Below are 8394 nucleotides of genomic sequence, written 5' to 3'. Positions count from 1 at the left end.
AAGAGTGTAACAGGGCTCTACCATGTATAGACTGATCCCTTTAGCTGGTAATTGATAAAGCAAAGGCACTTCTCTTATTATATAACGAGTGCCTTTAAAACATCTTGATGCATCCGATTATCTAATTGTCAAACACCCTGGTAGCAGCAGCTAGCGATTGCCAGCTTCGACCCCGGCCCGGCGGACGGTGACTTCGGCCCCCGCACCTGCCGCGCGGTTGAGCAGCTGCAGCAATGCTGCGGGCTTAAGCCTGACGGCGTGGCCGGCCCGCAGACCCTGGCGGCGCTGGCCATGTTGCTGCCCCACCAGCCTCAACCGGGTCGCCGGCTCGGCCCCCATTTTGCTGAAACAGAATTCGCCTGCCGCTGCTGCGGTCTGGTGCGGGTGAACCCGCGCCTGGTTCACCTGCTGGAACAGCTGCGGGAACAGCTGGGCGGCAAACCGGTGGTGATTACCTCCGCTTACCGTTGCGCCACGCACCATCGTGCAGTAGGCGGAGCAAGGCAAAGCCAGCACCTGCTGGGCAACGCGGCGGATATTGCGGTGACGGGGGTGGCCCCGCGTGAAGTGGCGGCAGCCGCTGAATAGTTAGGCTTTGCCGGGGTGGGAAGGTATAGCGGTTTTACGCATTGGATGTGAGGCTTAGAGGAAAGGCGCGCTGGGTGGGGTGATGTGCTTGGCAAAAAAGGTAGATTCGTCGATACACTGGGGGCCGTTTAAAACCAGGATATAGTCAAACTTAACGCCCGGTTCATAGACCCTGGCCACCGCAGCGCACAGGGTTTTTCTGATCACCGCCCGGGAGTAGCTGTTATCCTCTGGACAAGCTTAACATAATTGCATCGTTTGAATAAATGGATAGCACCAAAGTAAAAATAAAACAAAACGGTATTTCAATCAGATGCGAATGCTGCTAATACAAATCATGAAAAGAGGTACTCTATGTCAGAAATTTATCTTGCGGGCGGTTGCTTTTGGGGAACCGAGAAATATCTTTCGTCGATTCGGGGCGTTTTGTCCACACAGGTCGGCTATGCGAACGGGAAGACGGAAAACCCCACTTATGAAGAGGTGTGCTACCAGAATACGGGGCATGCTGAAGCCGTACGCGTCGTCTATGATCCCGAGGTAATTCCTCTGGCATTTTTGCTGGAGCTATATTATGAATCGATTGATCCTGTTTCCGTCAACCGGCAGGGCGGTGACCACGGTACGCAGTATCGGACCGGTATCTACTATGTGGATGACAAGGATCTGCAGGTAATTCAGCGCTCCATTGAGCAGCTGCAAGAGCGATACAGCAAGCCCATTGCGATTGAGGTAGAGCCGCTACGCAATTTTAGTCCCGCGGAGGAATATCATCAAAAATATCTGGATAAACATCCCGACGGCTATTGTCATATTCCAAAGGCCAAGTTCCAAAAGGCGGCAAAGTCAATTGTGAATCCTCCAGCTTACAGAGCGCCGGACGCCGATACGCTGCGTAGAACGCTGACTGCAACGCAGTATGAGGTGACGCAGAAAAATGCCACCGAGCCTCCCTTTCAGAATGAATTCTGGAACACCTTTCAACCCGGAATTTATGTGGATATCACAACCGGTGAGCCGCTTTTTGCCTCGAGTGACAAATTTGAATCCGGCTGTGGCTGGCCCAGCTTTTCAAAACCGATTGATCCGTATGTTATTCACGAAAAACAGGATACTTCTCATGGAATGCACAGGACAGAGGTTCGAAGCCGCGTGGGGAACGCCCATTTAGGCCATGTGTTTAACGATGGTCCCAAGGAAACGGGTGGATTGCGGTACTGCATTAATAGTGCATCTCTGCGGTTTATTCCGAAAGACGAGATGGTAAAGGAAGGCTATGGGTATCTTTTGGATCTGATCGAATGAAAATTTCTTTAGCCGCCAACGTGGCAAGGGGACGGTGACAACAACCGTTCTTTGTTCTGGGAAATTTCAGAAGGCCGGTTAGGCTTTCGGAATTTCCCCGAGCATTCGGTTCCTTTTCGCGCGCGCTTTCCAGTACTTCAAATGTCTTACACAAAAAGATTTATTGATAAATATGCTCTCTAGTCAAAAATAAATTATTGTTCAGGCCTTTAGAAAACAAAATTTGGTGCACATCCAGGCCGGTAGACCGGAAGGATTCGGCACAGGATCGCAGGTATAGCCGCCACATGCGGACAAACCGCTCGCCTCGTTGCCGGCGTACTTGGTCTATATGCCGTTCGAAATTTTCCGCCCAGCGATCCAGGGTCATGGCATAATGCATCCGCAAACTTTCAATATCCAGGAGGTGAAAATCATACTCCGGCAATAGCCAGACCAGTTCCCTTAAGGAAGGTATATAACCGCCGGGAAAGATATGCTTTATAATCCAGGAGTTCACAGGACCTTCGGTCATTTTAGTAATTGAATGCACCAGAGCCAGACCCCCCGGTTGTAAAAGACTATCCACCGCCGCCATAAACCGCCCCAAATTGGCTTTGCCTACATGCTCCAGCATCCCTACACTGGTTATTTTGTCGAATATCCGGCCACTGTTCGCCAGCTGGCGATAATCGAGTAGCTCAACATCTACCAGATGCTCCAGACCTGTTTCCCCAATACGCTCTTTGGTCTTTTGATACTGTTCCCGGCTTAAGGTGATTCCTAAAGCTTTAACCTGGTACTGCTGGGCGGCCCGGATAATTAGCCAGCCCCAGCCGCTGCCGATGTCCAGCAGGGTCTGGCCGGGTTTTAACTGAAGTTTTTTTAGGATATGATCAATCTTTTGCAGTTGAGCTTGGGTCAAATTGTCCTCAGGGCTGTGGAAATAAGCACAGGAGTAACTCATAGTATCATCCAGCCACAGAGCGTAGAAATCATTGCCCAGGTCGTAGTGAAATTGCACATCTTTTTTCTGCTGTGTCAAAGAAGTGGACTTGTTTATTTTAGCTAACAATTGCCGGGCTAGTTTGCCGGAAGGGGATGCTAGTAGCATGTGTTGATTGGCGAAAGCCCATCTTAGTACCTCTGTCAGATCCCCGTCCACCTCAATGGTTCCGTCCATATATGCTTCACCCAGCTCCAGCAGCGGGTCTTTGGCCGCATTTAAGCCGGTCAGGGGGCGCATCAAGTGGATGGTAAAAAGAGAATTACCCTTTCCATATTGTTTGTCGGTTCCGTCCCAATATTTGACGGTAACGGCACCCTCGGGCAGGCGGTTGAACATTTCGTCTAGTAAAGCCTTGTGCATAGTTATCTGCCCCTTATCTTAAACTAAAGTCATATTCCACTTTTGTCCTAAATTAAAATAATTATGCCAAGAAATTATATTTAATTCCCTAAAGTATAAAAAAAGCTATCAGATTAATTCACCTGGCAGCACCTCTTTCTATAGCTATTTATCTGGCGATTAAATTATGTAAACCTGTTTGATCATGTATTATAGTAGTTGGAATAATTATCTGGATAGTTAGAAAAAGAAAAACAGGAATTTATCAGTCAGTTTTGAACTTGAAATATTTATATGAAGGGTGATGGGCATGAAAAATAGCATCTATGTTTTGACTTTGCTTATACTTTTTTTGGGTGTGAGTGGCTGTAATGTTCCTACAGCAGACGAAACGAAAAGTACATACATTGCCTCAGGTGTCGAAGAAAGTAATATCAAATCACTAACACCTCCCACGGTATTAGAACCTACGGATACATCTGATCTTAAGCCAGGACTACATACATACGAAATTAAGGCCCGTTTGCATGAGAGTATGCCTGAGTATCGTTTTGTTGCGACGGGGGTGGTGCAGGAACCAGATGAAGGGATGTTCGGCTATGTTATGGGTCTTAATGTGTATGATGAAAACGGCGAATCCATCCTTTCTGCCGATTTTTCGGAAATATCAGATGGTAAGGTAGTCGGTTACTACGTTCTCAATGAAATGATGGGCACGATGGGACTCCACGTTGCGGATGTGAACTTCGACGGATATAAGGATGTGATTATTCTTAACATGTTCGGTGGCGCACACGGCAATACATGGTATGATTGTTGGCTGTGGGATACGAAAGCATCATCGTTTGTAAAATCAAAATCATTTTCTGAAATTTGTAATCCCGCGCTTGATGCGGAGAATAAGTGTATTTATTCAGCCGGAGGCTCAAGTGCGGCATATTGGGGTGGCACGATTTATAAATTTATAGATGGTGAATTCGTTGTTACGAATGAATTGGATGCAGATTGGAATGGATTAGTTGAAAAGGCGCTTATAAATGGGAAATTGGAGATTATCCGTGAAGTGTCCTTCGGTGGGGACAATCAAATTCTTGAAAGAGAGCAGGAAAACTATAGAAACAGCGAGCTGTGGCAATTAGATCATCCTCATTGGTATTGGATCGGCGGTCACCACGCCGACCAGTGGCTGGATTGAGTATAAACAGTGTTGGAAACTGCAGTTTTGCATTTAAACTAAGCCCCATAAATAGTTATTGACATAAACTATTTATGGGGCTTATAATTTTTTCAGTGCTTTGATATCGGAGGTTAACAATGGGCGAAAATTTTGTGTGTGATGCTGACATCCTGGAAAAATCAGGTGCCCTTTTTCGGAGAGTATGGCAGGAGTATCAAGAATATCTTACGCCTGAAGGCAGCCAGGTTTCCCCGCATCAAATGTATCTTCTTAAGCTCTTAGAACGGGAAAGTACCTTGACTCCTTCAGAAATAGCCGGGCAGTTTGGAATCACCCTGGGGGCGGCTACCGGTTTTATTGACCGGGTTTATAAATTAGGGCTCATTACCAGGACCAGAAGTGAAGAAGACCGGCGGCTTGTTCTGATCCAGCTCACACCAGAAGGGGTATCTCAGCTTCGGGCCTTTGAACAGCAGCAGAAACAAAAACACAGGGATATCATAAATAAAATTGGCCTGCCCGAGATTATAGCAATGAACCAATCATTAGAAAAGTTCTTGAAGGTGTTAGAGGAGTTAGGCGGGAGGGAGTGAAAGTATGGGAATTATGCAGCGGGCTGTGAATTGGATATATGCGTTGGCCGCGGACGCTTTTTACAAGAAGTTTAGGAATGATACTCTCCGGGCTGGAGAAGTGAATCGTGAAACACTCCAAGAGATCCTCAAGGTAAATTCAGAAACGGTCTACGGACAGATGTACCGTTTTTCAGAAATCCATGATACCGTCAAATTTAAACGCGAAGTGCCACTGACCGCCTATGCAGACTATGAGCCTTATATTGACGAGATTGCAGCCGGTAAAGAAAAGGTCTTGACTGCCGACCCGGTTATGTATTTTGGCCTTAGTTCCGGGACGACAGGGAAACAAAAAAAAATCCCGATGACAGCGCATTCACGCAAGTCAGTTAATATGGCAATGATATTTCTTCAGCATGGACTTTTGAGGCAGGCTCTTAAAGCAGCGAGAAAAGGGGGAAAGGGCCTGCTTTTGATGAATATGCTTCAATCGGGGAGCACCCCTGGCGGAATCCCAACTGGTGCAGCAACTTCCGGCGGGGCTCAATCGATGAGAAAGGTGCTTCCTTATTTCTGGACTTCTCCCCCGGAGGTTCTTGCTATCCCTGAACAAGATACGGCAAACTACCTCCATTTGCTTTTTGCTCTGACTGAACAAAATCTAACCTATTTGATGTCTCCCTTTTCTTCTGGTATCGTTCAACTGTTTGGTGTACTTTCTCAAAAGGGGAGCCAGCTCGCTGAGGATATTACACAGGGTCATATATCCAGGGAGTTATACCTCGACCCTGAGATAAAAGTGTTTCTTGAGCAAAAATTAAAGGCAAATCCTCAACGGGGCTCAGAAATACAGAAAGAACTGGAGCGGGGGATGGAAGGTATCGCTTCCCGTCTGTGGCCGGAGTTAAGCTATGTCTCCTGTGTCTGTGGAGGCAGTTTTAGCATCTATGAGGATAAGCTAAAGTACTTTATTGGAAATACACCAATCAATTCAGCGATTTATGGTGCGACAGAAGCTTTGATTGGGTTGGCGCCTGAGGTTAATCAGCCAACTTATGTTATTGCCCCGCGTGCTGCGTATTTTGAATTTATTCCGCTTGAGGACAGTGAACTGGATGAGCCCTCGACTTTTGATTTGGACCAACTTCAGGTGGGGCAGGCCTACGAAATTGTTGTGACGACCTGGGCGGGATTGTACCGTTATCGTCTGGGGGACATAATTAAGGTGGCAGGCATTTATAACACCAGTCCAATTGTTGAATTCATCTGCCGTAAAGGGCAGCTGTTAAATTTAACAGGCGAGAAAACCTCAGAAGCAGCAGTACAGCAGGCACTCAGCATGGCACTTAAGGCCTCAAATACTGCAATTGAAGATTACACAACCACCCTGGACTTAGGCACAATTACGGGTCACTATAATTTCTATTTGGAGATTTCGCCCGATCGGAGGGGCTTTAAGGAAATCTCAACTTTTCGTAATACTTTGGAAAGCTGCCTTACCCAGGCAAATCCACGTTATGGGGCCGGGGTTGAAGGGAACCGGATTTCCCCTTGCGAGGTAAAGCTGGTTCAACATGGGACCTTCCAAAAAGTTCGCCAGGAACTTATTAAACGGGGAGCTTCCGTAACCCAGGTCAAGATTCCCCGGCTTATCAGGGATCAATACCTGATTTCTATATTAGAAGCACACATTGAAAAACACTCATAGGAGATGCTATGCAAAAACAAATTGTTCGCCCCGTGATCATATTGTTTACCGTTCAATTCCTGGTGATGATTGGCTTTGGAATCGTCATCCCTATTTTACCGTTCCTCTTTACCGGACTCGGTGGAGGGGCTCTCTCACTGGGAATATTTATGGCGGCCTACTCAATCATGCAGTTTTTCTTTGCACCGTTTTGGGGAAGGTTACCGGAAGAATAGGCCGGCGGCCTGTACTCTTGATTGGTTTAGGTGGTTATGGTCTGACGTTCTTCCTCTTTGGTATAGCGGGCAATATACCCTTGTTGATCGCTTTCCGGGCTTTGTCAGGAATGATATCTTCTGCAACATTGCCTACCGTGATGGCTTATTTATCGGATATCACTGAAGGGGCCGACCGTTCCAAGATTATGGGTATAATTTTTTCTGCTCTCATCAATAAAGAAGCACGCTTCGCTGACAACACGGTCCGGGCAGTCTATTTCCATCAAATGGCGCTCACCTTGGAGGATGATACATTTACATCCCTGTATTGTCATAAGCGCTTTAATATTGCTGTCAAAGTGATCCAGGAATAAAATGTCATCTGTTCCAAACATCAAGCAAACCGGAGTCGTGACGTTCTTTAAGGTTTCTTCGCATTCCTCAATGGAATCCCAAATCTTTTCCGGGGCTGCGACATATTCTTCGATCCCGGGAGTGGACATCTTATCAGAGCCAAGAGTATTTAGTTCTTCCAGCTTAATAGGAATAAGCTCCTGTTTTTTCATCGCGCGGCTCAGCAAGCTTATAGGCCCCTCTTTCTTTAAATCAAACCACTGATTGCTGTTCTGCTTGCAGAGATGCGGTGCCAAAAAAAAACTGCAGAATGTGTCTAAGACCTCGGGATGCTCCTTGATTAAAAACCAGCCCGGGTTAATGCCGTGGCACTTGCCGATATAATGGAATTTTTTGATGCCCAAAGCTTTGGTAAACTGATAGACGTCGTCGCCCCATTGCCTGCTCCAGTTCACGGTACCGTCCTTGTTATGCTGGGTGGTCGGCCCATCGAAACGCATCACTACTCCATAGACATGAAATCTCTTGGCCAGGCCTTCTAAAACGGGCATCAAAGTGTGAAAATAGAACGCCCCTGACACCATTACCTCATTGTTTTCTTCGCCTAATTCGCAATAAGTCAGTTCAATGCCGTTGTCCAGAACTATTGACTTTGCATTTTTTGCGATTTTGTTGGCTTCCATTATAATACACTCCTTTTGTATAATATTAAAACCCACAGAGCTGGGTCGCGAAAGGCATGCAAGAAGTCTTTGACCTTTGAGATTTCTGCATGATTTTTACTTCTATTATACTTGTATTTCTAATGTTCATCAAAATAAACACAAAGGGACGGTTCTTAAAGGGTCCAATTGGAAGTTTTGCGGGAGAAAAAACGACTCAATGTCAGGTAACCCCTGATTTTGAGTCTTAAACTTTGATTACGCACAATAGCTGCCTCGCAAAATTTTCAATTGCCATAGAAGAATGAAGTCGCTCTGCTCCCAGCTATGGGAATTCAATCTTTTTCTTCTGGTTCTTAAGCTGTAATACCACCTGATTTATACCAATTTTTCTCAAGCATCTCGTATTTTTTAAATAAAACCAGCCGAAATTGTATATACTTGCCCCCTCCCCACAAATGGGTCTTTGAAAATTTATTCAATTAATGGGCTATTATGGAT

The 8394-nt window shown here is 46.2% G+C and carries 7 protein-coding genes and 2 pseudogenes; 6 read left to right on the top strand and 3 right to left on the bottom strand.

The features are described from left to right. Nucleotides 1–156 precede the first annotated feature (156 nt). Nucleotides 157–588, top strand: a complete 432-nt coding sequence (locus tag SPSYN_RS05170) for a D-Ala-D-Ala carboxypeptidase family metallohydrolase (RefSeq protein ID WP_279279253.1) — start codon at nt 157–159, stop codon at nt 586–588. Between the two features lie 87 nt (nt 589–675). Here SPSYN_RS05170 and SPSYN_RS05165 read toward each other — a convergent pair. Further along, nucleotides 676–816 (bottom strand): annotated as a pseudogene (locus SPSYN_RS05165) (VapE domain-containing protein); the annotation flags it as partial. A 126-nt stretch (nt 817–942) separates the two neighbouring features. Here SPSYN_RS05165 and msrB point away from each other — a divergent pair. Further along, complete coding sequence (gene msrB, locus SPSYN_RS05160) at nt 943–1893, top strand: peptide-methionine (R)-S-oxide reductase MsrB (RefSeq protein ID WP_161821450.1); 951 nt, start codon at nt 943–945, stop codon at nt 1891–1893. A gap of 160 nt (nt 1894–2053) precedes the next feature. Here msrB and SPSYN_RS05155 read toward each other — a convergent pair whose 3' ends face one another. After that, entirely contained in the window at nt 2054–3241 is a 1188-nt protein-coding gene (locus SPSYN_RS05155; protein ID WP_161821449.1) for an SAM-dependent methyltransferase, read from the bottom strand. Between the two features lie 289 nt (nt 3242–3530). On the opposite strand from SPSYN_RS05155, the gene SPSYN_RS05150 reads away from it, so the two are divergent. The 4 genes and pseudogenes from SPSYN_RS05150 to SPSYN_RS05135 all read left to right on the top strand — a co-directional run. Then, nucleotides 3531–4415, top strand: a complete 885-nt coding sequence (locus SPSYN_RS05150; protein ID WP_243152924.1) for an XAC2610-related protein — start codon at nt 3531–3533, stop codon at nt 4413–4415. Between the two features lie 119 nt (nt 4416–4534). Beyond that, complete coding sequence (locus SPSYN_RS05145; protein ID WP_161821448.1) at nt 4535–4990, top strand: MarR family winged helix-turn-helix transcriptional regulator; 456 nt, start codon at nt 4535–4537, stop codon at nt 4988–4990. A gap of 4 nt (nt 4991–4994) precedes the next feature. Then, entirely contained in the window at nt 4995–6680 is a 1686-nt protein-coding gene (locus SPSYN_RS05140) for a GH3 auxin-responsive promoter family protein (RefSeq protein WP_161821447.1), read from the top strand. Nucleotides 6681–6688: 8 nt separating this feature from the next. Next, nucleotides 6689–7107 (top strand): annotated as a pseudogene (locus tag SPSYN_RS05135) (MFS transporter); the annotation flags it as partial. Here SPSYN_RS05135 and SPSYN_RS16430 read toward each other — a convergent pair. Next, entirely contained in the window at nt 7045–7914 is an 870-nt protein-coding gene (locus SPSYN_RS16430; protein ID WP_423828290.1) for an alpha/beta fold hydrolase, read from the bottom strand. The pseudogene SPSYN_RS05135 and the gene SPSYN_RS16430 sit on opposite strands and share 63 nt — an antisense overlap. Nucleotides 7915–8394 lie beyond the last annotated feature (480 nt).

The sequence above is a fragment of the Sporotomaculum syntrophicum genome (genome assembly GCF_009932395.1).
In the GTDB taxonomy this organism is placed as follows: domain Bacteria; phylum Bacillota; class Desulfotomaculia; order Desulfotomaculales; family Desulfallaceae; genus Sporotomaculum; species Sporotomaculum syntrophicum.
This window is presented reverse-complemented; position numbering and strand designations above follow the sequence as displayed.